Origin of the sequence: Psychrobacillus sp. OK028, assembly GCF_900103605.1 — a bacterium.
In the GTDB taxonomy this organism is placed as follows: domain Bacteria; phylum Bacillota; class Bacilli; order Bacillales_A; family Planococcaceae; genus Psychrobacillus.
On sequence record NZ_FNHY01000015.1, the window covers coordinates 24,086 to 47,652 of the forward strand.

Annotated in this window: 19 protein-coding genes; 16 read left to right on the forward strand and 3 right to left on the reverse strand. The window is 37.3% G+C overall.

Annotation, left to right across the window (positions count from 1 at the left end; all coding sequences use genetic code 11):
- The 13 genes from BLR36_RS18155 to BLR36_RS18210 all read left to right on the forward strand — a co-directional run bounded on the left by BLR36_RS18155 (position 1) and on the right by BLR36_RS18210 (position 14,731).
- A complete protein-coding gene (locus BLR36_RS18155; protein ID WP_254771452.1) occupies positions 1–1,137 on the forward strand; it encodes a CamS family sex pheromone protein in 1,137 nt (378 codons plus the stop codon).
- Between the two features lie 80 nt (positions 1,138–1,217).
- Complete coding sequence (gatC, locus tag BLR36_RS18160) at positions 1,218–1,508, forward strand: Asp-tRNA(Asn)/Glu-tRNA(Gln) amidotransferase subunit GatC (protein WP_093063149.1); 291 nt, start codon at positions 1,218–1,220, stop codon at positions 1,506–1,508.
- A gap of 21 nt (positions 1,509–1,529) precedes the next feature.
- Positions 1,530–2,993 (forward strand): Asp-tRNA(Asn)/Glu-tRNA(Gln) amidotransferase subunit GatA, encoded by a 1,464-nt coding sequence (gene gatA / locus BLR36_RS18165; RefSeq protein WP_093063150.1) that lies wholly within the window; start codon positions 1,530–1,532, stop codon positions 2,991–2,993.
- A gap of 1 nt (position 2,994) precedes the next feature.
- Complete coding sequence (gene gatB, locus BLR36_RS18170) at positions 2,995–4,422, forward strand: Asp-tRNA(Asn)/Glu-tRNA(Gln) amidotransferase subunit GatB (protein ID WP_093063151.1); 1,428 nt, start codon at positions 2,995–2,997, stop codon at positions 4,420–4,422.
- Positions 4,423–4,732: 310 nt separating this feature from the next.
- Positions 4,733–5,362, forward strand: coding sequence for a Type 1 glutamine amidotransferase-like domain-containing protein (locus tag BLR36_RS18175; protein ID WP_175454123.1), 630 nt, complete (start codon positions 4,733–4,735; stop codon positions 5,360–5,362).
- A gap of 71 nt (positions 5,363–5,433) precedes the next feature.
- The gene (locus tag BLR36_RS18180; RefSeq protein ID WP_093063153.1) at positions 5,434–5,997 is read left to right on the forward strand and encodes a thioredoxin family protein; all 564 of its coding nucleotides are present in this window, start codon (positions 5,434–5,436) and stop codon (positions 5,995–5,997) included.
- A gap of 126 nt (positions 5,998–6,123) precedes the next feature.
- On the forward strand, positions 6,124–7,035 hold the full coding sequence (locus BLR36_RS18185; RefSeq protein ID WP_093063154.1) for a diacylglycerol kinase: 912 nt from the start codon (positions 6,124–6,126) through the stop codon (positions 7,033–7,035).
- 227 nt (positions 7,036–7,262) lie between these two features.
- A complete protein-coding gene (locus BLR36_RS18190; protein ID WP_371326747.1) occupies positions 7,263–8,606 on the forward strand; it encodes a cytochrome ubiquinol oxidase subunit I in 1,344 nt (447 codons plus the stop codon).
- On the forward strand, positions 8,603–9,628 hold the full coding sequence (locus tag BLR36_RS18195; protein ID WP_093063156.1) for a cytochrome d ubiquinol oxidase subunit II: 1,026 nt from the start codon (positions 8,603–8,605) through the stop codon (positions 9,626–9,628). Before BLR36_RS18190 ends, BLR36_RS18195 begins: the two co-directional genes overlap by 4 nt.
- 13 nt (positions 9,629–9,641) lie before the next feature.
- On the forward strand, positions 9,642–9,746 hold the full coding sequence (locus tag BLR36_RS19280; RefSeq protein WP_371326748.1) for a cytochrome bd oxidase small subunit CydS family protein: 105 nt from the start codon (positions 9,642–9,644) through the stop codon (positions 9,744–9,746).
- A 297-nt stretch (positions 9,747–10,043) separates the two neighbouring features.
- A complete protein-coding gene (locus tag BLR36_RS18200; protein WP_093063157.1) occupies positions 10,044–10,751 on the forward strand; it encodes a YjjG family noncanonical pyrimidine nucleotidase in 708 nt (235 codons plus the stop codon).
- A gap of 122 nt (positions 10,752–10,873) precedes the next feature.
- Positions 10,874–12,235 carry a 23S rRNA (uracil(1939)-C(5))-methyltransferase RlmD gene (gene rlmD, locus BLR36_RS18205; protein ID WP_093063158.1) on the forward strand — a complete coding sequence of 454 codons (1,362 nt, stop codon included), beginning with the start codon at positions 10,874–10,876 and terminating at the stop codon, positions 12,233–12,235.
- 213 nt (positions 12,236–12,448) lie between these two features.
- Positions 12,449–14,731, forward strand: coding sequence for an ATP-binding cassette domain-containing protein (locus tag BLR36_RS18210; RefSeq protein ID WP_093063159.1), 2,283 nt, complete (start codon positions 12,449–12,451; stop codon positions 14,729–14,731).
- Between the two features lie 482 nt (positions 14,732–15,213).
- Here BLR36_RS18210 and BLR36_RS18215 read toward each other — a convergent pair whose 3' ends face one another.
- On the reverse strand, positions 15,214–15,810 hold the full coding sequence (locus BLR36_RS18215) for a TetR/AcrR family transcriptional regulator (protein ID WP_093063160.1): 597 nt from the start codon (positions 15,808–15,810) through the stop codon (positions 15,214–15,216).
- A gap of 164 nt (positions 15,811–15,974) precedes the next feature.
- Here BLR36_RS18215 and BLR36_RS18220 point away from each other — a divergent pair, with 164 nt between their 5' ends.
- The gene (locus tag BLR36_RS18220; protein ID WP_093063161.1) at positions 15,975–16,928 is read left to right on the forward strand and encodes a zinc-binding dehydrogenase; all 954 of its coding nucleotides are present in this window, start codon (positions 15,975–15,977) and stop codon (positions 16,926–16,928) included.
- 713 nt (positions 16,929–17,641) lie between these two features.
- Here the strand turns inward: BLR36_RS18220 and BLR36_RS18225 are convergent.
- On the reverse strand, positions 17,642–19,339 hold the full coding sequence (locus BLR36_RS18225) for a M3 family oligoendopeptidase (RefSeq protein ID WP_093063162.1): 1,698 nt from the start codon (positions 19,337–19,339) through the stop codon (positions 17,642–17,644).
- A 365-nt stretch (positions 19,340–19,704) separates the two neighbouring features.
- On the opposite strand from BLR36_RS18225, the gene BLR36_RS18230 reads away from it, so the two are divergent.
- Positions 19,705–20,556, forward strand: coding sequence for a DegV family protein (locus BLR36_RS18230; RefSeq protein ID WP_093063163.1), 852 nt, complete (start codon positions 19,705–19,707; stop codon positions 20,554–20,556).
- 402 nt (positions 20,557–20,958) lie between these two features.
- Here BLR36_RS18230 and BLR36_RS18235 read toward each other — a convergent pair whose 3' ends face one another.
- Positions 20,959–22,710, reverse strand: coding sequence for a PhoX family protein (locus BLR36_RS18235; RefSeq protein ID WP_093063164.1), 1,752 nt, complete (start codon positions 22,708–22,710; stop codon positions 20,959–20,961).
- A 268-nt stretch (positions 22,711–22,978) separates the two neighbouring features.
- Here BLR36_RS18235 and BLR36_RS18240 point away from each other — a divergent pair, with 268 nt between their 5' ends.
- Positions 22,979–23,488, forward strand: a complete 510-nt coding sequence (locus BLR36_RS18240) for a YfiT family bacillithiol transferase (protein WP_093063165.1) — start codon at positions 22,979–22,981, stop codon at positions 23,486–23,488.
- Positions 23,489–23,567 lie beyond the last annotated feature (79 nt).

Here is a 23,567-nt window from a genome sequence, read left to right on the forward strand (position 1 = left end):
ATGGCCAAAAAACATATAGGCATGTTGACGCTGGCTTTATTACTAACGGTCTCTGGCTGTGCACCTTCTTTGGGTGATAAAACAGAGGTTATACAAAATACTGAAGAAGAAGAGACCAAAACAGTAATAATTCCGAGTTTACAGCTAGATGAAACATATTATCGAACATTATTACCTTACGAAGAAAGCGCAAGTAGAGGATTAGTTTTATCGAATTTATCTACTAAGTACGATATGAAAGAAGTGGAAAACGGACTTCTTCGAATATCTCAAAATGAGTTCTCGCCGGATAAGTATTTATTCCAAGAAGGGCAGTACCTAGATAAGAGCACGTTAAAGGATTGGCTAGCAAGAAGCAATCAAGAAGAAGGTGGGTTAAATCCGAGCGATGAAGGTTTAACTGGAGAAGAAAAGGCGAAAAAAGCACCCGTATATATAACGCATATCGTGGAGCAAAACTATTTGGAAAAAGTAGATAATGCCGTAAAACTATCAGGAATTTCAATAGGACTGGCCTTAAACTCCACGTATTATTATACGAAGGAACAATATGGTGCTACTTTCGAAGAGAAGCTAACTCAGGCTCAAATTGAAGAGAATGGGAAACGAATTGCTGAAGAGGTAGTTACCCGTCTACGTCAAATGGATGGTCTTGCAGAGGTTCCGATTGTAGTTGGTTTGTTTAAGCAAAATAGCCGCAGTGCTGTTGTGCCAGGAACATACTTTATGTATAGTACAGCACCAGCAGGGAAAAATGTGTCTGATTGGAAAGGGATAGACGAGGAGTATGTTCTATTTCCTACAGCGGACTCCCAAGAGAGATATCGTGATTTAGATACAATTTTCCGTAACTTCAAGCAAGATGTAGAAACGTATTTTACCAATTATACAAGTATTATTGGAACAGGCTATTTCAAAGACAAACAGCTCCAAAAATGGACGATTACCATTCCTATTCAGTTTTATGGAACTGCAGAGGTGATTGGATTTACGCAACATCTCGCTGGCTTGATAAAAACGCATTTTAATCCTTCGATGAATATCGAGGTTCAAGTCAATTCGTTAGATGGCGCAGAGGCATTGCTTGTGAAAAAACCTGGCGAAGAAGAGGCGTATGTGCATATATACACTCAATAAGCGATTGCTATACTCTGTTCAAGCAGAGTGAAAAATGATATGATATTTCTTATGGTTACCTGAATTCGGAGGTGTGATAAATGGCAGAATTAACAAAAGAAGAAGTAAAGCATGTTGCCCATCTTGCAAGACTTGCAATTACCGAGGAAGAAGCAGAACGATTTGCGCTTCAACTAGGAGCAATTACGGAATTTGCTGAGCAATTAAAAGAATTAGACACGACAAATGTTGAACCTACTACTCATGTTTTACCGCTAGTAAACGTACTTAGAGAAGACGTAGCTACTAAAGGCTTAGATCGTGAAACAATGATGTTAAATGTAAAAGAACAAGAAGCAGGACAAGTAAAAGTACCATCAATCATGGACTAATAGCTGTTGGGAGGGAAAATCATGACGTTATTTAATCGTTCAGCGAAAGAATTACAAGCGCTTGTACTTAGTAAAGAAGTTTCTTTAGTGGATTTAACAAACGAAGCTTTTGACCGTGTAGAAAAACTTGATGGCGAGGTAGAAGCCTTCTTAGCACTGAATAAAGAAAAAGCACTAGAAGAAGCGACAGAATTAGAAAGAACTCCTTTTGAAGAGCGTGGACCATTATTTGGTTTACCTATCGGAGTGAAGGATAATATCGTAACACAGGGATTAGAAACTACTTGTGCAAGTAAAATATTACAAGGGTTCAATCCAATTTATGATGCAACTGTAGTTAAAAAGCTACGTGAAGCTGGAATGGTTACAATTGGTAAATTGAATATGGATGAATTTGCGATGGGATCTTCTAACGAAAACTCAGCATATAAAACTACTAAAAATCCATGGTCATTAGACCGAGTTCCTGGTGGATCTTCAGGTGCATCAGCTGCAGCAGTAGCAGCCGGTGAAGTACCGTTTTCATTAGGTTCAGATACAGGTGGATCTATTCGTCAACCTGCTTCTTACTGTGGTGTTGTTGGGATGAAACCTACATACGGACGTGTTTCTCGTTTCGGTTTAGTAGCATTTGCATCTTCCTTAGATCAAATTGGTCCAATTACTCGCAACGTAGAAGATAATGCACTACTTTTAGAAGCAATTTCTGGAGTTGATGCAAATGACTCTACTTCAGCAAATGTTGATGTTCCCAACTTTGCAGCTGCTCTTACAGGAGATATAAAAGGTCTTCGTATTGCCGTGCCTAAAGAATATTTAGGAGAAGGTGTAAGTGAAGCAGTGCGTCAGTCTGTAATGGATGCGTTGAAAGTATTAGAAGCACAAGGAGCTACATGGGAAGAGGTTTCATTGCCACATTCTAAATACGCTTTAGCTACATACTATATTCTTTCGTCTTCAGAGGCTTCTTCCAACCTTTCTCGTTTTGATGGAATTCGTTATGGTTTCCGTGCGGAAAACGTAGAAAACTTATTGGACCTTTATAAAGAAACACGTGCACAAGGATTTGGTGATGAAGTTAAACGTCGTATTATGCTTGGTACTTATTCGTTAAGTGCAGGAACATACGATGCTTATTATAAAAAAGCACAACAAGTTCGTACGCTTATTAAACAAGACTTTGATAAAGTGTTAGCGGACTATGATGTAATTATCGGACCAACTGCTCCAACTCCAGCATTTAAAATTGGAGAAAACGTAGAAGATCCATTGACGATGTATGCAAATGATATTTTAACAATTCCAATTAACCTTGCGGGTGTTCCAGCAATATCTATCCCTTGTGGATTTGAAGATGGATTACCACTTGGATTACAAATTATCGGAAATTATTTTGATGAGTCTACGATTTATCGTGTAGCACATGTTTACGAACAGTCTACTGATTTCCATAAACAAACTCCTCAAATTTGGGAGGGAAAATAATATGAACTTTGAAACAGTTATTGGATTAGAAGTACACGTAGAGTTAAAAACTAACTCGAAAATCTTCTCACCAGCACCTAATCATTTTGGAGCTGAGCCAAATACAAACACAACAGTGATAGACCTAGGATACCCTGGCGTGCTACCTGTATTGAATAAGAACGTAGTAGATTTCGCAATGCGTGCAGCACTTGCATTAAACATGGAAATCGAACAAAATACAAAGTTTGACCGTAAAAACTATTTCTATCCAGATAATCCGAAAGCATATCAAATTTCACAATTTGATAAACCAATCGGTAAAAATGGATGGGTTGAAATTGAAGTAAACGGAGAGAAAAAACGCATCGGAATTACTCGTCTTCATATGGAAGAGGATGCTGGTAAACTTTCTCATGCGGATGGATATTCATTAGTTGACTTTAACCGTCAAGGAACTCCACTAGTTGAAATCGTTTCAGAGCCAGATATTCGTACTCCTGAGGAAGCTTACGCTTACTTAGAAAAAGTAAAATCTATCATCCAATATACAGATGTTTCAGACTGTAAAATGGAAGAAGGATCTTTACGCTGTGATGCGAATATTTCGATTCGTCCTTATGGGCAAGAAGAATTTGGTACGAAAACTGAATTGAAAAACTTAAACTCGTTTAACTTTGTACGTAGAGGACTAGAGCACGAAGAAGTTCGCCAAGCAGAAGTATTATCTGCTGGTGGAATCATTGAACAGGAAACTCGTCGCTACGATGAGAAAACTGGTAAAACGATACTAATGCGAGTAAAAGAAGGTACGGATGACTATCGTTATTTCCCAGAGCCAGATTTAGTGGACCTAGTAATTGACGATGCATGGTTAGAACGTGTACGCGCAGAAATTCCAGAACTACCAGATGCTCGTAAACAACGCTATATTGAAGAGCTAGGATTATCTGCATACGATGCGCACGTATTAACATTATCTAAGGATATGGCTAACTTCTTTGAAGCAACTATTGCCGATGGAGCAGATGCAAAACTTTCTGCGAACTGGTTAATGGGTGAGGTTTCAGCTTACTTAAATGCAGATCAAAAAGAGTTGAAGGATACAGGGTTAACTCCTGCAAATCTTTCTGGAATGATTAAACTAATCTCTGATGGTACCATTTCATCCAAAATCGCGAAAAAAGTTTTCAAAGAGCTTGCTGACAACGGCGGAGACGCTGCAGAAGTAGTAAAAGCTAAAGGCTTAGTACAAATTTCGGACGAAGGTGCTTTACGCGAAATCGTTACAGCAACACTTGATGCAAACCCACAATCTATCGAAGATTTCAAAAACGGAAAAGACCGAGCAATCGGCTTCTTAGTTGGACAAATCATGAAAGCAACAAAAGGCCAAGCAAATCCGCCTCTTGTTAACAAAATCTTAAACGAAGAAATTACAAAACGATAATACACTAAGGATGCCCGAATTCGGGCATCCTTTTTTGGTATCTGGTTATTGCCTCTCTCGTATAGAATTGAATGTTTCTCGTATGGGCACTATTCGCTCTCGTATAGAAAGGAAAAACACGATGTCTCTAATGTCTCTCGTACGTATGTGAAACTCTCTCGGATAGAGGGTGATCGCTTGCGTATAGAAAGGAAAACCATGATGTCTTTTCGATAAACAAGAGATTCACAAATTAAATGGTGTTTATTTCCAACGATACTGGTGATATGATGAAAGAAACTAATAATCAACACATATTGGGGTGAATGCGTTGGAGCTATGCTTTATTGGTGGTGGGCATTTTTTAAAGGGTGAGTTGGATGAAGTATTTGAGGAATTATCGAAGCGGATTAAACCAAATGCAAATATTGTTGTAGTTCCTTTTGCAACAGATATTTCAAAATATGATAGCTGGATGTCAAGCTTGGAGCAGGGATTCGCCAACATTTCGAATGTGGGGTTAACATTGCTACATGAAGACCTATCAAAAAGGGAAATGATTTCTAGAATAGATGATAGCGATGCCCTTTATTTAATAGGAGGAAGAACCGAAAAGTTACTTGAAATCATCGAGAAAAAAGAACTAGCCATGAGTATTAAAAGTTATCCTGGGCTATTAATTGGCTATAGCGCCGGGGCTTTGGCATTTTGCAAGGGTTGTATTTTAACAAAAGATGAAGACTATCCAGAGTCGTTAGTTATAAAAGGATTAGGTTTAGTAGACTTTAGTGTGGAGGTACATTATAACGAAGCATCTGATGATGATTTAATGTCACTTTCTAATGAACGCACAATTTATGCCCTACCAGATGGAAGCTCCATTTTTTACAAAGATGGAAGAATACATAAGAAAGTGAATGACGTAATCTCATTTCTAGCGAATAAAAAAACAATAGTATAAAATGGGGTTATAGAGCTTGTTTGAATAACGATTCAAAACGCAGTATACTTAGAAAAAAGGGGGCTACTCATTTGTCTACTGAACAACAATATTTTGAAAAAGCAAAACCACTTACTCAATATATGGACGATATGACTACGAAAAAAGAAGAATCCTTCAGCATTTACAACAAATTTGATGTACCAGCGGATGATGAATTCATTCAAGTATTAAAGGAAAAAGGACCACATATATTAGCTATTACAGAAGACTGGTGTGGAGATGCAATGATGAATAACGCCGTTTTACGTAAAATTGCAGAGGCGGCAAATGTAGAGATTCGTGCTGTTTATCGTGATGAGAATTTGGATTTAATGGATCAGTATTTAACAAATGGCGGGCGTTCAATTCCCGTATATCTTTTGTTAAATAAAGACGGTGAAGTGATATCTAAATGGGGTCCACGTGCGGAACAAGTTCAACAGTTCGTTATGGAAGGTAGAGCAAAATTCCCGGCAAAAGAGGATCCTTCGTTTGAGGAAGTGCAAAAAGAATTTTATGCACAAATGTCCAACGAGTTTGTTAATAATCAGGAATTTCACCTAGCTGTATATGAAGCAATTCGCAATGCTTGGTTACCTGCACTACAAAAATAACGTCAGTTAAACTAATCCTTAAAGGAGTCGGCATGAGTCGACTCTTTTAATGGTGGTATGAAACTTTTTGTGAAGAAATATAGTCTTTATAACAAGAAAGTACTGTGAAGCAGAAAGGAAATAAGTATGAAACGTGCAAGAATTATCTATAATCCAACTTCTGGAAGAGAACTATTTAAAAAGAATTTGCCAGAAGTGCTTGAAGCTCTTGAGATTGCTGGTTATGAGACATCGTGTCATGCGACTACCTGCGAAGGTGACGCTCAAGCGGCAGCAAAGAAAGCGGTAGAAAATGGTTTTGATATCATCATTGCATCTGGCGGAGATGGTACGCTGAATGAAGTTGTTGCAGGGGTAAGCGCATTTGAGAAACGCCCTAAAATTGGTCTGATTCCAATGGGCACGACGAATGATTTTGCGCGAGCTGTTCATATTCCAAGAGACATAAAAAAAGCTGTGGAGATTATTGTTAAAGGGGATTCAATTCCAGTCGATGTCGGCATGGTAAATGATCGCTATTTTATCAATATTGCAGGTGGTGGTCGAATTACAGAGCTTACTTATGATGTGCCGAGTAAGCTTAAAACGATACTTGGGCAGCTAGCCTATTATTTAAAAGGTATTGAGATGCTTCCATCGATTAAATCTACAAAAGTGAGAATTGAATATGATGGGGAAGTATTTGAAGACGAAGCGATGATGTTCTTAGTTGGTTTAACGAATTCCGTTGGTGGATTTGAAAAGCTTGCCCCAAGTTCGAGTATTAACGATGGCTTGTTTTCTTTATTAATTTTGAAAAAGTTAAACATAGCGGAGTTTATTCGTGTGGCGTCTTTAGCCCTACGTGGTGAGCATTTGACTGATCCACATGTTATTTTTAAAAAAGCGAAAAATATTAAAGTAACATCTGAGGATAAGGTTCTTCTTAATTTAGATGGTGAATACGGTGGGGATATCCCAGCAACATTCCAAAATTTATACAGACATATAGAGGTTTTCGTACCAATCGAAGAAATTCGAGAAGAGGATAGACCTTAAGCAATTGCTCAGCATTTTATATGTTGAGCTTTTTTGTATTCATTTGTAAAACAACAGTGGAGATAAAGTTCAATATTCTCATTATTGGGTAATATAATGAGAAAGGAGTGGAGCACATGTATAAGAAACAAGAAAAATATTTAATGTGGCTTGCTTTTATTGTCGCAGGAATCATGATGCTATCAATTGCGGGGAGAATATTTGGGAACTAGGATGGGGGAAGAATAATGAGTGAAGAATCTGTATTTTTTAGTCGTGCGCTGACCGAATTGACCTTATCGTTTCATATTATTTACGCAACAATTGGTGTTGGTATTCCACTAATGATAATGATTGCCCAGTGGGTAGGTATTAAAAAGAATGATGAACATTACATATTATTAGCTCGTAGGTGGGCAAGAGGGTTCGTGATTACTGTAGCGGTAGGAGTAGTGACCGGGACTGCGATTGGTTTGCAGCTTTCCTTACTCTGGCCGAACTTTATGGAACTAGCAGGAAATATTATTGCGCTTCCACTATTCTTGGAGACATTTGCTTTCTTTTTTGAAGCAATTTTCCTTGGCATTTACCTATACACATGGGATCGATTTGAGAACCAAAAGAAACATCTCCTGTTACTTATTCCAGTGGCGGTTGGAGCATCATTTTCCGCCGTTTTTATCACAATCGTAAATGCGTTTATGAATGCCCCTCAAGGGTTTGATGTGGTGGAAGGGGAGTTAGTGAATATTAGCCCACTACTAGCTATGTTCAATCCTGCGATGCCAACAAAGGTAGCGCATGTAGTGGTAACTGCGTATATGACTTCTGCGTTTGTGTTAGCAGCAATTGCAGCATTCCGTTTGCTGAAGGGATCTAATCACATATATCACAAAAAAGCATTATTTTTAACGATGAAGGTCGGTTTAGTATTTTCCATTGCTACTGCCATTATTGGAGATTTTTCAGGGAAATATTTGGCGGAATATCAACCTGAAAAACTGGCTGCAGCTGAGTGGCATTTTGAAACAGTAGAAAATGCTCCACTAGTTTTATATGGGATTTTAGATGATGGAGAAGTGAAGTATGCAATAAAAGTACCATTTGCACTGAGTATTTTAGCTCATGCTAATCCCACAGCAGAGGTGATTGGTTTAGATCAGTTTCCAGAGGATGAAATACCACCTTTATATATTCATTACTTGTTCAATATTATGGTGACGATTGGTATGTCGTTGGTAGGACTTTCCGGACTATACTGGCTCGGTACAAAGCTTAGATGGACATTTGTTAATTCCAGGTGGTATCGCCTGCTCATTGTATTAGGTGGACCGGCATCCGTTATAGCAATAGAAACTGGATGGTGGCTAGCAGAAGTCGGTAGGCAGCCTTGGATTTTAAGAGGCCTCATGCGCGTAGAGGATGCTGCTACGACTAGTGGGCATGTAGACAAAATGCTCATTTTATTTGCAGGTCTTTACTTCATTTTAGGTGTTGGAAGCGTAGTAGTGCTGACTCGGATGTTTAGAAAAAATCCAGTTGAGCGTGAAATTGAAGATCGAAATGTGGAAAAAGGCGGTGATATTTTATGACATTAGAAATTATTGGTGTTTTTGTATTATGGACGTTTCTATTTGGTTATTTGATAGTGGGATCTATTGACTTTGGCGCAGGCTTTTTTAACGCCTATAGTTTGCTCACTGGAAGACAACGAATACTAACAAATATTATACAACGTTATTTATCACCAGTGTGGGAAGTGACGAATGTATTTCTTGTATTTTTCTTTGTCGGCATCGTAGGTTTTTTCCCAAAGACCGCATTTTATTTTGGAACTATTTTGCTAGTGCCCGCAAGTATTGCGATAATATTGCTCGCTATTCGGGGGTCGTATTATGCTTTTGAAACATATGGCTTTAAGGGGCATAAAGGATATGCATTTATGTACGGAATGGCTGGTTTTTTCACTCCTGCAGCGTTGTCCATCGTACTAACTATTTCAGAGGGTGGCTTCGTTAATATGGTCAATGGCTCACCTTCACTTGACTATGGAGCATTATTTAAAAGTCCACTCACCTGGTCAATAGTAGTACTAAGCCTTTCCTCTGTACTCTATATTTCAGCAGTATTTTTAACCTGGTATGCCAATAAAGCAGGTGATTTAGAAGCAACAAGGTTGATGAGAAAGTATGCGCTCATTTGGGCACTTCCAACTATTATTACAGCGGGTGGAATTATGGTAGAGCTACGTTCTCATAATACAGAGCATTATGAAAATATGGTTGATATTTGGTGGGCATTTGCATTGTCGTTATTGCTCTTTATCGGTTCGGTATGGTTACTATGGGCGAAACGAAGTTACGGATTGGCATTTGGTTTATTGGCAGGTCAATTTCTAATAGCATTTTTTGCCTACGGATTTTCGCATCTTCCATACTTACTCTATCCTTACTTAACGATTTATGACAGCTTTACAAATGAAGCAATGGCTATCGCTCTCATAATCGCTTTCATAGCTGGGCTTGCTCTGTTAATCCCATCGTTGTATTTATTGTTAAGGTTGTTCTTGTTCAATAAAGATTATGTACGTGGAAACAAAAAGAATCACGCATAAGGAGGAGCAAACTATGACAGAATTTTTGATGTTTTATGCACCATTCATCGTATTAATCGGCTCCATTATCGTAGCCTTTTGGGCTGCTTCTAAAGACGGAGCAGTGAAGGAGGAATAAATGCAAGTGACCTCGATCGTACAGATTGGGGTCATTTTTTATATTATTAGTTTGATGAGCTAGTATGAGATGATTAAGATAATCCTTAAAAGATCTAAAATAGCCCATAGAAGATCGTAAATAGCCTATAAATCTAGATATCACCCATAAAAATCGGATTTAGCCCTTAAATTATTGAAATAGCCCATAACACATGGAATATAGCCCATAAATTTTTTATCAGCCTATAAAAGGTATTCCAGTTTAATAATTAACTGAATCTGTTACAATTACAGAGGTAGGGAAGGGGCAATTTAGATGAAATATGATGTACTAATATTTGATTTGGATGATACATTACTCGACTTTGGAATGACTGAACAAAATGCATTCCGTCTTTTATTTGAAGAGTATGGATTGCCGAATGGTTTAAATGATTATCTGGGGACCTATAAAGCCATTAGTAAGATTTTGTGGGATGACCTAGAGAATGGACGCACAACCTTATCAGAGTTGAAAGTCGAGCGTTTTAAACGATTATTTATAGAACTGGCGTTAGAAATAGATCCGGTAATTTTCGGACAGAAGTACATAGAAAATTTAGGAAAAGAAGTTCATATGATTGAAGGTGTGGAGGAAATGTTCGCTAGCTTAAAGGATTTCCGGATTGCACTCCTTACAAATGGATTTAAAGATGCACAGCATAATCGAGTAAATGGATCGGCATTAAAAAATCTTTTTGAAATCATTATTACTTCAGAAGAAACAGGCTTTCAAAAACCGCAAAAAGAAATTTTTGCATACGCCTTCGAAAAACTACAAATTTCTGATCCAGCTCGTGTATTAATGATTGGTGATTCACTTACATCAGATATTCAAGGTGGCAATAATTTCGGAATTGATACTTGCTGGTTTAATCCAACAAGAAAGCTAAACAAAACAGATATCCAGCCTACATTTGAAATTCATACATGGAATAAGTTAGCGGAAATTTTAAAAAAACAACCAATAACAGTAAACGCATAACATGTAAGGCAGTGAGGAACGTAGAAGAACTGAAAAATATATGATAATGCGTACAGGTCAGCAGACTTGTACGCATTCTTTTTGGTATAATGAAGCAATCATAACTAGAACGGAGATTTACATTGAATACACCAGTACAAAAAAATGATCAGTTAACAGTCTATATTGAAGATTTAACACATGACGGGGCAGGAGTGGCAAAGGTCGACGGCTACCCATTATTTATCGCAGGAGGTTTGCCGAACGAAACGGTGGAAGTCCATGTGCTCAAAACGTTAAAAAACTATGGCTTTGCCAAATTAAAGAATATCGTGGAGCCTTCACCATTTCGTGTAGAAGCACCGTGCCCAGTATTTTACGAATGCGGAGGCTGCCAGCTTCAGCATATGACATATGAAGGCCAGCTTGCATGGAAAGAAAATATGGTTCGCAATGTCATGAAACGTATAGGGAAAATAGATGCGCCAGTACTACCAGTAAAAGGTATGGACAAGCCATGGGAATACCGCAACAAATCTCAAATTCCATTCGATTTAGAAAATGGTCAAGTAATCGCCGGATTCTATCAAGCTAAATCTCATCGTATTGCAGATACGAATACATGTTTAATACAAACAGATGAAGCAGATCGCTTACTACGAGCGGTAAAAGAAAATGCATTGAAGTTAGATTTAATCCCATATAATGAAGAAACGAAAAAAGGGCAGCTTCGTCACTTAGTAGTTCGCAAGGGTCGAGCAACTGGTGAAGTGATGGTTGTTCTTATAACGAAACATGCAAAATTATCGAAGCAAGAAGAAGTTATTCAGTTTATCCGTGAAGTAGAGCCGAATGTTAAATCGATTGTTCATAATGTGAATAACCGAAACACAAATGTGATTTTTGGTAATGAAACAAATGTCATCTGGGGGAAACCAGTGATAGAGGATTTAATCGGAGACGTACGTTTTGAAATTTCCGCTCGCTCCTTCTATCAAGTAAATCCTGAACAAACAGAAGTTTTATATAAACAAGCACTGGATTATGCACAACTAACAGGTGAAGAAACCGTAATCGATGCTTACTGCGGAATCGGTACGATTTCTTTATTCTTAGCTCAAAAAGCAAAACAAGTGCTCGGGGTAGAAATCGTTCCGCAAGCAATTGAAGATGCGAAAAGAAATGCAGAGCTCAATGGATTTACAAACACTTACTTTGAAGCGGGACCTGCGGAGGAAGTAATTCCGAAATGGTATAAAGAAGGAAAGCAGGCAGATGTTCTAGTAGTCGATCCACCAAGAAAAGGCTGCGACGAAGTACTACTAGCAACGATTATCGAACAACGTCCAGAACGTGTCGTGTACGTATCTTGTAATCCAGCAACGCTTGCCCGTGATTTGAGAATTTTAGAAGATGGCGGATACAAAACGAAGGAAGTTCAACCAGTGGATATGTTCCCTCAGACCACCCATTGTGAAGCGGTCGCTTGGTTGGAGTTATCATAATTACAATTAAAAGAACGAATTTCCGATAGTGGAATTCGTTTTTTTATGATGTTCGGGTGCCACTAATTTAGAACAAGAAATTATCTGCCAAGGCCCCAAGAGAATTATAAATAGGGTAGTTTCATGTGTTTTAGGTAGTTGATTTATTTTTAGATAATAGGGTATAGATGAACGATTGGTAATAATACATTAATGCACAGAAAGGATAGTAAAATGTTGGAAAGAAAAGATGAAATAATCTTAAGAGGGCTTAAAGAAAACAATCTAAAAAGTATAGATTTAAACATACCTAAAGAAAAAATCATCGTATTTACTGGTCTTTCAGGATCAGGTAAAAGCTCAGTTGTTTTTGATACGTTAGCAACAGAAAGCAGAAGACAAATGACTTTGAACTATCCTCTCTATGTCAGAAATCAAATGCCGAGGTACGAAAGACCGCACGCCGATCTTATGCAAAATTTAAGTCCGGTCATAGTTGTAGAGCAAAGACCTATTGGAGGCAATTCCCGTTCAACAGTAGGCACCTATATGGATATAGATCCACTAATTAGACTTTTGTTTTCCAGGATAGGACAACCACCGATTGGTTCTGCTAACGATTTTTCAAGTCAAAGTTCCTTTGGTAGATGTCCGGAATGTAGTGGATTTGGGGAAGTGATTGCACCCGATGTAAATAAGTTGGTTGATTTCGATAACTCACTTCGGGAATATGCTGTTAAATTTAAACCTTTATCGCCTTCAGGTTGGCAAGGAAATTGGATGATGACCTGCGGATTATTTGATCCGGATAAACCATTAAAGGACTACTCAGAAGAAGACCTCCATCTGTTTTTGTATGGTCCCCCGGAAGGTGAAAGAGCTTATGCGCCGTTTCACACAAAAAATGGACCGCACAATGCAGAGTGGGATGGGTTATTGCCTAGATTTACGCGCGTTTATATCAATAGAGATATCTCAAAACTAAAACAAATATCCCAAGATGATGTATTAGCAGTATCAACCCATTCATTATGTCCAACATGCCAAGGGTCAGGTCTAAATCCAAAGGTTTTAGAATGCAGAATAAATGGCTTAAATATCGCAGAATATGATCAATTAGAGCTTCCGGAAATACTTGAAGAACTAAAGAAAATAAAAGAACCTATGGGAGAATCGATAGCTAAACAAGCAATCCCCTATATAAAGCAATTAGTCGACATGGGATTAGGGTATTTGAGTCTGACAAGAAAAATGGGGACCCTTTCCGGTGGTGAAGCTCAACGCGTAAAAATTGCCCGTCATTTAGGGAGCAGTTTAAATAATATTACCTACATTTTTGATGAACCAAGTGCAGGGCTCCATCCAGAAGAAGTGAATATGTTAATTCAAATGCTAAAAAGGATAAAACAGCAACATAATACCGTGATTGTAATCGAACACAATCTATCGGTAATAAAAGTAGCTGATGAAATAATAGAGATGGGTCCAGGTGCAGGTGTGAATGGAGGAGAAGTTGTCTATCAAGGGCACTTACAAGGATTAAAATACTCTCCGACTGCAAACGCCTTAAAGCATAAACTAAAAATAAACAAAACCACAAGAGATAGTAAAGATTATTTTACAATAAGAGGTGCTAAGAACAACAACTTGAAAGATGTGCATGTTGATATACCTAAAGAAGTCTTAGTCTCTGTTTGTGGGGTTTCGGGTTCAGGCAAAAGCTCCTTAATATTGGAAGCCTTCAAGGAGAGATATCCAGAGTCCATAACGGTAGATCAAGGTATTATCGGAACTTCTAACCGTTCCACCATGGCTACATACATGGGAATAATGGATGACATTCGCGCAGCATTTGCAAAAGCAACTAAACAACCTATAGGATTGTTCAGTTTTAACTCTTTAGGAGCATGTCCTGTCTGTAAAGGAAAAGGAGTTCTTACACCAGAGGTAGCATTTGCAGATCCAGTAACAATTCCATGTGAAGCATGCGGTGGAACGAGATACTCAGACGAAGCACTGTCATATCGATATCAGGATAAAAATATAATTGAGATATTGCGATTAACAATAGATGAAGCTGCTGATTATTTTACACAGCAAAAAATCCTAAAAAGAGTGAATACGCTAAAGAACGTAGGGTTAGGGTACTTGACCTTAGGACAGACGACAAGTTCTTTGAGCGGAGGAGAAATCCAACGTCTAAAACTCGCAAGCCAATTACAAAAGGAAGGTCAAATCTACCTGTTAGACGAACCATCTTTAGGATTACACGCAGAAGATAATGAGAAACTTCTGGAAGTATTTCAGAAGCTAGTAAACAGAGGCAACTCTGTCATAGTAATCGAGCACAATTTAGACTTTATAGCGGCGAGCGATTGGATAATAGAAATGGGTCCGGGAGGAGGAAAAAAAGGCGGTGGGCGAATTATTTTCGAAGGTGCACCAGAAGAAATGCTAAATGCAGAGACAGTGACTGCGAAATGGTTAAAGGATGGAGTTAGACAAGACCTCGCTTAAAGTGAGGAGTTATTATTTGAACCTTTCCTGTTTTAATCGAAGTGGATAGCAGTCTGTACACAGGTACTGTAGGTAGAAAGTATACTGGTAAAGACTCAATTTCTGAAACATTTATCTAAAAGTAACTATTTGTCAGAAACATTTACGGTAATTCAAACAATTGTTAGTGTTGTGGTTTTCATGTATGTTTCTGACAAAGGGAATAAAAGCCTTTTTATAAACCACCAACACCTTGTGTTGCCACATACACTTAGTACATTGTGAAGCGGTCGCTTGGTTGGAGTTATCATAATTACAATTAAAAGAACGACTTCCGATTTTGGTGGAATTCGTTCTTTTTTGCTTGTTAAGGTGAGTGTATCTCCCAACTACATTTTAATAATGACATATGAAATGACGTATGAATTGGCAAATGTTATTTTCTTTATTTAACAAGGTTTTAGTACTTTTATAAAATTGTATAGAAGAAAATTCAAAGTTTGTTAAGTGTCGAATTCTTTTATAGAAAACTCACTTGCAAAGGTATTAAAAATACCTATGAGACGTTCTGTCATTTCACTGGGTGTTACATCAAAGTCCTGCGCAATCCAGTCCATTATTAACCCCGCCGTACCATAGGCCATATATCGTTTTTGGGAGTGATCATCAACCGTAGATACTCCGTATTGAATATCAAATTTATTCTTCAGTAAAATAAAAATAGCTTCAGGCAATTGCTGGTGAATGTGGGGTAATGTATCTTCTAAAAGTAATAATTTGAAGTAATCACGATGATCGTATATGTAATACAACAACTCGAAGGAGTTTGTTGTCAACTCATTTACTTTCACCCGACTATCATTTTGGTATTTGGACATGCTGTAATACTGAATAGCTTCAAACATCTCATCCATTAACTCTTCAACAAGCTCATATATGTTTTGATAATATACATAATAGGTTGTTCGATTATATTGTGCATAATCAACAATGTCCTTCACCGTAACAGCATTAAATCCCTTCTTATGTACCATTTCAATAAATGCTTTTTTTAAGAAATTTTTTGTCCGCATCGCTTGGTTGGAATTGGATTTCATCATATTCCTCTCCTATTAGACAGATTTGATGAAAGTGTTGGTTTCCTCAACATTATAGCAAATATTAAGGATGGTTTACAGAAAGAGAAACCAGGTAAAATATTAATGAAGCTAAATTTATTAGCGGGGTTGCAAAAATTAGATTTGAACAATTAGGAGGAGATAGTATGAGAGGTTGGTTATTTTCAGGTACAAATAAACCACTAGAATTGATTGAAAAAGAAGATCCAAAGGCGATTGCAGGTCACGTTGTTATAGACGTGAAAGCCGCTGGTCTATGCCATTCAGACGTTGCAGCATTGCAAGATCCAGGCTGGATGCCACTTTTCCCAAATGGTCCTGTTATTATGGGACATGAGTTTGCAGGGGTTGTTATTGAAGTGGGTGAAGGTGTAGAAGGTTTTAAAGTTGGAGACCGCGTTGGGGCTAACCCAATGAATAGAGAAACAAAAGTAACTGCTGGTTATAATTATGACGGAGGATATGCTGAAAAAGTGCGTGTTCCTGCAGATCAATGTGTAGTCATTCCTGAAGGTGTTTCTTTTGTAGAAGGAGCAGCTTCAACAGATGCAGGTATCACAGCATATCGTGCTCTATTCAGTATTGGACAAGCAAAAGAAGGTACAAAGTTAGGAATCATCGGTATCGGTGGACTTGGTCAATTTGCACTGCAAATGGCACTAATTAAAGGTTGCGAAGTGTACGCTACAGATGTTTCTGAAGGTGCACGAAAACTTGCTGGAGAACTAGGAGCTCATAAGGTATTCGATACTGTTCTAGATATGAAAGAAGCAGAATGCGATGTCATTGTTGACTTTGCTGGTTTTGGACAAACAACTTCTGATGCACTGGAAGCTGTAAGACCACAAGGTACAGTTGTAATTGTTGGTATGGGTAAATTAGAATCGAATATCAATACTTATTTAATGATTACAAAAGAAATTAAGCTTTTAGGAAGTAATGGTGGGTCAGTAGAAGACTTAAAAGGTGTATATGATTGTTTTGCTACTGGAAAAATGAGTCCAAATCTTATTACAATTCCATTTGAAGAAGTGGACAAAGGTATTGAAAAATTGAAAAATCATGAAGTAAAAGGCCGATTAGTAGCTGTATTTGAATAAATAAATTTTCTTTATTAATGTTGAGGTTATGATAAAACAATCCTCTGAAATGAAAAAGCCTGTGAAATTTTGTCGTAAAATTTCACAGGTTTTTAATATTGAAGCTAGTTATGTTCCAGCCTGCATTTATTGTTAAAAATATTTGTGAAAATAAAAAAATAGCTAGATTGAATTGAAATAGGAACCCAGCTTTTTAATTAAATCCACCAACATCTTTTTTTGCCACCTACACTCCGCACATTGTTAAGCGGTTGCTTGGTTGGAGTTAGTAGTGTTACCCCAAAATAAAAACGTTCCAAACAAAATAAACATTTTCCTTTTCAGCACACCAATAGAAATAAAGTTTTTCCAAAAATGCACGAGAAAAAGCCTGCCAAGCCCGATAGTTAAACAATCGTGAAAAAAAGCGTGGGAAAAGCCCGAAAAAGCGTAATCCTTTTTAAGGAAATGGGCAAAAAGCGGGGAAATAGGAAGACTTTATTTTAAACGCCAACGGTGGAATTTGGGTTGGTGGGGGGTGTTTTTGAAAATGTGTTTTTCAACTGCACAGTATAATAAAAAAAGAACGAATTTCCTAAAGTGAAACTCGTTCTTTTTTTTTGAATGCCATAATAGAACTCTAGAAAAATATTCAAATTAAATTAAAGAAATATATTTGAAGAGATTTAGGAAATAATTATCCCTTACAGATCCTTCACAGTGTTTCCACTACGTTAATGAATGTCTTGAATGATTTTTTCTAGGAATTCACCCATTCTCTTCACGGCTGCCTCTGAAAAATCAAAACTGACCCCAGTTTCTTTATAAATTGACGCAATGGATTGATTGTTATCCGCGCTTGCACCTTTTTTAAAGGATTCGACAGCTTTCTCTGGATTGTTTCGATAATTCTCAAGTATTTGTAGAGCACCAAGCATCGAGATGGAGTATTCAATAGTATAGAAAGGAACTTGGAAATAATGAAGGGTGCCTACCCAACTCATCCCTATTGCATCCTCAAGCCCAGAAGTATCTACAGGGTTGAGACCATAACGGCTAGAAATTTCAAAGAATTTTTCATCACGCTCTTTGGCAGTGTGTTTTGGATTCGTATACATCCAATGCTGGAAGAGGTCCCCTGATAATGGACCGAATAACATTGTGAATGCGCGTTTCAGCTCTTCCCGCTGTGCACTTTTAAATTCTTCTTCTTCTGGATAAAATTGATCAAGCTTATCCAATAAGAGCAATTCCATCCCATGAGAGTATAGTTCAGCAACTTCACTTCGGTCTTGGTGTTCCTCCAAGGGACCGTGCTCCGAAAACACAAGGTACGCATTTACCGCATGACCCATTTCATGAATTAATGCGATAAGAGAGAAAAAGGATGGACTAAGGTTAGCAAAAACAAAGGTATCCTCGGAAACTGGTAAGATGGTACAGAAACCACCAGGGCTTTTCCCTTTCCGATCTCCAAGATCTAGTAACTTATGCGCTCTCATGTAATCAAAACGGTCTGCAAAATATGGGTCGGTCTTTCCTAACATCTCAGAAACACCATCCATAAGAGTAGACACCTCGGAGTATGGTGGTTTTTTCAATAGTTTAGCGGTGTTATCCCAAGGGCGATAAGTATCGACACCAAGCTTGGACTTAAAAACCTCTGCGAGTCGATTCCAAGCTGGAATAATATGTTTCTCTACATTTTCATGAAAGTCATAACAATCCTGGATGTTATACTCACGATTTTTGACAACAAACATATAATCACGATAATTTTCAAAGCCAGCATTTAAAGCAATTTGATGGCGTAGTTGAATGAGCTCATCCATAATGGCATCCATATCGGGCTTAATTTGACGATAGGCTGATATCATTGCGTGATAAGCTTTTTCTCGCACGGCTCTGTCTAGGTTATCGAGTTGGGATTCGATAAATGGAAAAGGCTTTTCCTCCCCCTCCCATTCAACTGTTAGTCCACTCATAATTTCACTATACTTAGTACAGAGTTCTTGTTCTTTTACAAGCAATGGAATGTTTTCTTCTCGAAACAGTTTAATTTTGGACTCACGAAAGCGTCGCATTAAGCCGTAATGGTTCTCATCTAATTGATTTACATAAGGAGACTTACAGCATTTCTCATTCAGTTTTGCTTCATATTTCATTAAAAGTGGTTGAACGACTTGCTGATCGTGTAGATATGTTGACTTGATGTCCGCATCCTCTGTGTTTCGGTTGAAGTCGACTTGGTGACCTGTCATCGCCTCCATAATTTTATTGATTAAATCTTTTTCATCCCTTAGCCACTTTTCTAGGTCAGAAACTGATTCAATCGGAACCTCAAGTAAACCTTGAAATTGAGCTTCGACACCTTCTACATCTTGTAAATCAATTAATTCTTTATAATAATCATGACTTATATCTTGTGTCATAGATAACTCTCCACCTCTTTTATGTTATTATAATTATCTCAATAATTATATGTCACATTTCTAATTATTAGGTCTCGATTTTTCCAAAATATCAACTATGGTTGTCTTAATGGAAGATGATAGAATTTACTTTTTAACGGGAAAAAGCTTTATAAAAAGAGTTTAAACTCATCAAACACCCCATGTGCACTCGGCACATTGAAAATAATAATATAGTGTAGTCCCTTAATTTGTTGTTGAAATGCCCTTATTTGAGGGAGTTTTCTGATTATTTGTATGGATAATTTCTCCTGATAGTGTATATTTAGGATAACTAAAATAAATAAGTACGCAGGAATGACTGTCTTATTTGAAAGGAATGTACAATGAGCAGGATTATTTTTTCGACAGAAAGTGGAGCGGATATACCGAAAGAACTGGTTGAAAAACATCAAATTCAAGTAGTACCGATGCATGTCATCATGGATGGGAAGGATTATTTGGATGGGGATCTATCTGTAGAGGAAGTTTTTGATTATCATAGTCGCACCAAAAAAATACCATCTACTACAGCAACGAATGTACATGAGTATCATGAATTGTTTACAAAGATTAGAAAAACTTTTCCTGATAGCATCATTATTCATATTGGATACACGTCAAAAGCATCTGCTTCCTTTCAAAGTGCGTTAATTGCAGCGGAAGATTTTGAAAATCTTTTCCTAATTGATGCGCTAAACGTTACAGGTGGATTAGCTGCAATCATGATGCATGCGGTAACTATGCTTAAGGAAGAACCTTCCATTAGCCATGTTGACTTAATAGGAAAAATAGAATCTGTAGTTCCTAAAACAAGACTGGCTTTCCTTCCTGGCAGTTTAGATTTTCTAAGAGCGGGTGGACGGGTAAGTAATGTTGCTTATATTGGAGGGGTATTATTAAAAATAAAGCCCTGCATTGAATTAATAGAAGGAAAGCTTGTTTCAACTAGAAAATATCGGGGGAGTATGAGCATAGTTGCAGAAAAACTCATGCGAGATTACTTAAAGCAATACGATATTAATAGAAAACAGCTGTATTTGATCTACTCTATCGGACTTGATGAAAGTATTAAGAAAAGAATGGATGAAATAGCAAAGGAAACTGGTTTCGAAAATGTAACATGGATGCAAGCAGGTGCAATGATTTCTACCCATGCTGGTCCTGGAGGTTTTGGGATTGCAGGACTAGAATATTAGAAAAAGTTTTGAAAAAACATCTTTGACATATAAAAATATTTATAAATAGTATTCGTGTAAACCCACTAGCATCACTTATGTTGCCACATATACTCCGCGCATTTTGAAGGGTCCCGAGCGTGGAGTTGGTATAAAAAAAGCAGTTGATAGAGAAGTATCCATACCATCTGCTTTTTTGTGATAACTATAATAAGGAATAGATGTTTAACTGCAAATCTTTATCCTTAAACATAGAAAACCCCCCATTTAGAAGTAGATTATCGAAAACCTACTATACCAAATGGGGGTTTTTACTATATTCGCTGATATTATTTATATCCGAAACGCATATGTTAACAAAAAACTAGATTATTTTTCGGTTGTCTCGAACCGTCTCGGCGTTTCAAACCTATTACTTTATTATTATTTTTTTATAGAAGGCATTTTAATATAACCGATGTTGCCCGGATTTTGAGAACCTACCATTAAATAGGCATGTCCATTTAAATCATCGATGGCTTGAATACCGGTTACTTCACCACCATCTGGAGCAGAAATAATTCGAGAAAGTTTCTTTGTATCAACGTTATAAGCCCAGCCAACATTATTTACATGATTGCCGGTGTCTTCAGCAATAAACAAAGTTCTCAAGTTTTCAGAGTAGACAATATTGTCCGGATTTGCAATGCTATCAAGATCAGCTTTGTTACCTTCAGCGTCTTTCGGGATGTCTTTACCTACTAAAATAGCAGACATAGTAGTAACAACATAATCACTATCAATTGCTCTACCATCACGGTCCGTTTGTCCTTCAGCTATATTCATTTCATAAATACCGCCAGCGTTAATTTTTGGTAAGCGAATATCGTCTACAGGATCATTTGAGTTTTCCTCCATGGCTTTTGCGATTGTAGACATAGCCATGTAAATTTTGTTATCTGCTTTGTTGAATGTGAGTGTTTCCATTTTATTAAATTCAGAAGTTGCTCCAAGCATAGCACCATAACGGCGGGATTCAAGGAACGCAGCCGCATTTTCCATACCTGGTTTGACTTTCAAATATTCTTCACCAGATGAAGTTTTAATATGGCTGAATCCATTGGCTTTTGCATAAGCAGCATCGTTAGTCGTTTCAAAAATATCACTAAAAGTAAGATTTTCTGCAAGTTCTTTAATTTCTTCATCGGTTGCATGTCCTAATTTAATCCACTTCATATTACCAGCACCGCCGTTTTCAGCACTAGTTTGCTCAAATTTTGCCGCATATAACGTCCCAGCTGATAAATCCTTAGCTTCGTCTGCAATATACATAAAGGACATCACATAATCGCCGTCATCCCCATAATATACCGTGCGATTATCTGGTGCGACTGTTACATTTTCAAAAGATAAGCGCCCCATACTGTGGTGTTTAACCGCTTCTGCTTTCCCATTTGGATGAACGGATACTTCTGTTGTATAGCCGTAAAGGTAAGGGTTTCCAATTGCATTTGGATTTTGATAATAGTTGCGAGCAAATTGAGTTACACTAGATTTTTCTGGATTTGCTTCATGAGCACGAGCATTCGGTTCATATTCTTCACTGCCTAAATGAGTATTCCAAGGTGATAAAATTCCAGCACAAGGTGTCCAAACTCCTCCATAAGCTGAAAAATCAATTGGCTCGATATCAGTGATTTTCATCTCACCGGTTTTCTTATCCTGTTTTACTGTATTTAAATATAACGCTCTTGGAACTGTTCCAATTTCATTATTTGGCATACTTTCAAAATGGCTGATCATGTGTAATTTGCCGCTTTTTCCATTTACACTGAGGAGTGAGTTAGCGTCTGGTGAAGTGGAAACTATAGGCTCGCCCTTTGCATTTGTAATGATATTGCCGTTGATGTCGTATGCGGCACCTAAAATTTTTCCGTTAATGACATCGCCTGGCTTAGCTAGTGGAGTGTAATCCAAATTTAACGTTTTTTCAGTACCATCATTTAATGTAACTTTTACTTTTGCTTCACTGTACATCGTTGATTTTTCCTCAGTAGTAGCAGGTACAGGCATGCTGATAAATTCAACCGATTTTACAGTATCAATTGGTTTGTTTGGTTGAGCCAACACATTGGCTGCAGAAGGAAACAGAATTGCTGCACTTAATAATGGAATGATGATTTTTTTCTTATTCATTAAATTACCTCCAATAGGGTTAATTAATTTTGTTCCACTTATGATGTTAAATTTGTGATGTTAAGGAGCTATTAAAAAATTGTAAATTTTTTAGATTATAATAAAAAGCAAACTATATTCCTATGTTTTATAAGAATAAGAAGTTAATAATTTAGGTCTTTAGACGCTATAAATCTATTTATTGAAGGTTTACAACAACTGAACTGATTGGTATATTAAGTGTTAATACCAACAAATAAAATATTGATGAGGGAAAAGGGGTTTGAAAATGGATGTAAGATACCCAATTGGAGAATTACAAGTTCCTGAAAAAGTAACATTAGAAAATATGAAAGAATGGTTAAAGGAAATCAAAACGTATACGGCGCGACTTAGAGAAACTGTTGACACTTTAAGTGATGACGAATTAAACAAAACTTATCGTGAAGGTGCCTGGACAGTTCGCCAGCTTGTTCATCATATTGCAGATTCTCAGTTGAATATGTATCAACGATTGAAGTTAGCTTTAACTGATGAGAATCCATTAGTACCAGGTTTTAATGAAGAAAAGTGGGCTATTCAACCGGATACATTGCTTCCAGTAGAAAGTTCTATTAAAATGTTAGAAGGAATAAATGAGCGAATCGTATCTTTAGGGCAGAGTTTAACGGAAGAACAATTAGATCGAGTATTTACTCATCAAACAAACGGCGAAATAAAAGTAGCGAAAAAAGTTGCAAAATTAGCTTGGCACGAAGAGCATCACTTAGCCCATATAAAAATCGCATTATCAAAATGAAATAATATATAGAAGTTTGACTCAACTAAATAGTGATGAAATATAAAAAGCAGACGGTATAGAAGTGCGATTATGCACC

What these genes read in the sequence shown, in the direction of transcription:
- BLR36_RS18155 (WP_254771452.1), top strand. Translation starts at nt 1, where the DNA reads ATGGCCAAAAAACATATAGGCATGTTGACGCTGGCTTTATTACTAACG.
- gatC (WP_093063149.1), top strand. Translation starts at nt 1,218, where the DNA reads ATGGCAGAATTAACAAAAGAAGAAGTAAAGCATGTTGCCCATCTTGCA.
- gatA (WP_093063150.1), top strand. Translation starts at nt 1,530, where the DNA reads ATGACGTTATTTAATCGTTCAGCGAAAGAATTACAAGCGCTTGTACTT.
- gatB (WP_093063151.1), top strand. Translation starts at nt 2,995, where the DNA reads ATGAACTTTGAAACAGTTATTGGATTAGAAGTACACGTAGAGTTAAAA.
- BLR36_RS18185 (WP_093063154.1), top strand. Translation starts at nt 6,124, where the DNA reads ATGAAACGTGCAAGAATTATCTATAATCCAACTTCTGGAAGAGAACTA.
- BLR36_RS18190 (WP_371326747.1), top strand. Translation starts at nt 7,263, where the DNA reads ATGAGTGAAGAATCTGTATTTTTTAGTCGTGCGCTGACCGAATTGACC.
- BLR36_RS18195 (WP_093063156.1), top strand. Translation starts at nt 8,603, where the DNA reads ATGACATTAGAAATTATTGGTGTTTTTGTATTATGGACGTTTCTATTT.
- BLR36_RS19280 (WP_371326748.1), top strand. Translation starts at nt 9,642, where the DNA reads ATGACAGAATTTTTGATGTTTTATGCACCATTCATCGTATTAATCGGC.
- BLR36_RS18200 (WP_093063157.1), top strand. Translation starts at nt 10,044, where the DNA reads ATGAAATATGATGTACTAATATTTGATTTGGATGATACATTACTCGAC.
- BLR36_RS18210 (WP_093063159.1), top strand. Translation starts at nt 12,449, where the DNA reads ATGTTGGAAAGAAAAGATGAAATAATCTTAAGAGGGCTTAAAGAAAAC.
- BLR36_RS18215 (WP_093063160.1), bottom strand. Translation starts at nt 15,810, where the DNA reads ATGATGAAATCCAATTCCAACCAAGCGATGCGGACAAAAAATTTCTTA.
- BLR36_RS18220 (WP_093063161.1), top strand. Translation starts at nt 15,975, where the DNA reads ATGAGAGGTTGGTTATTTTCAGGTACAAATAAACCACTAGAATTGATT.
- BLR36_RS18225 (WP_093063162.1), bottom strand. Translation starts at nt 19,339, where the DNA reads ATGACACAAGATATAAGTCATGATTATTATAAAGAATTAATTGATTTA.
- BLR36_RS18230 (WP_093063163.1), top strand. Translation starts at nt 19,705, where the DNA reads ATGAGCAGGATTATTTTTTCGACAGAAAGTGGAGCGGATATACCGAAA.
- BLR36_RS18235 (WP_093063164.1), bottom strand. Translation starts at nt 22,710, where the DNA reads ATGAATAAGAAAAAAATCATCATTCCATTATTAAGTGCAGCAATTCTG.
- BLR36_RS18240 (WP_093063165.1), top strand. Translation starts at nt 22,979, where the DNA reads ATGGATGTAAGATACCCAATTGGAGAATTACAAGTTCCTGAAAAAGTA.